Annotated in this window: 1 protein-coding gene; it reads left to right on the top strand. The window is 74.1% G+C overall.

Annotation, left to right across the window (positions count from 1 at the left end; translation table 11 throughout):
* Window positions 1–372: 372 nt before the first annotated feature.
* A complete protein-coding gene (locus tag C1I97_RS40505) occupies window positions 373–723 on the top strand; it encodes a 4'-phosphopantetheinyl transferase family protein (protein ID WP_181447116.1) in 351 nt (116 codons plus the stop codon).
* Window positions 724–842 lie beyond the last annotated feature (119 nt).

Raw genomic sequence — 842 nt, 5'->3', positions numbered from 1 at the left:
ACCCTGAGGAGGTAGAGGTCGAGGGAGCCGGGACGGGCACTGCCCCGCCCCGGCTCCCTCGACCTCTACCTCCTCAGGGTCCCCGACGTTCGCGGCACCGCCCTCGACACGGCCGTACTGGACCCGACCGAACGGCAACGCGCTGCCGAACTGGCCCACGCGGGCGACCGGATCCGCTTCACCGCGGCCCACCTGGCGCTTCGCCGACTGCTGGGCACCTACCTCGGCACCAGCCCCCAGGACATCCGCTACGGCCGCGAGACCTGCCCGTGCTGCGGCGGACCGCACGGCCGGCCGACCGTCCTGGGCGCCACCCGCGAACTGCACTTCTCGCTCTCCCACCGGGGCGACCTCGTCCTCGTGGGAACGGCGGTGACCCCCATCGGCGTGGACGTGGACCTGATCGCCGACCCGGGCAGCGCCGCCGAACTCGCCGCGATGCTGCACCCGGCCGAACAGGCGGAGATCGAGGACCTGCCACCCGTTCGCCGACCCCGCGCGCTGGCCCGCCTGTGGACCCGCAAGGAGGCCTACCTCAAGGGCCTCGGCACCGGCCTCGGCCGCGACCCGGCGGCCGACTACGTGGGCTCCGGAGGCCCGGACGGTCCCTACCCGCCCACCGGTTGGACCCTCCTCGACATCCCCGTGGACCGCGGCTACGCGGCGGCGGTGGCCGTCCACGGCGCACTGACGACTCCGCTGCCCCGGATGAACCGGCTCTGACAAATCCGTTGTCAGGCCATGGCTCACCTCAGCCCGAGCCTGGGTCTGTCGCGGACGGGCGGCGGGCACGGACGCACAGGCCGTCCCCGCCGCCCCGCACTCTCTGGTCAGGCGTCGAG

Origin of the sequence: Streptomyces sp. NTH33 (assembly GCF_003236365.1) — a bacterium.
In the GTDB taxonomy this organism is placed as follows: Bacteria; Actinomycetota; Actinomycetes; order Streptomycetales; family Streptomycetaceae; genus Streptomyces.
Note: the sequence above shows the minus strand (reverse complement) of the source record. Positions and strands in the feature narration are given on the sequence as shown.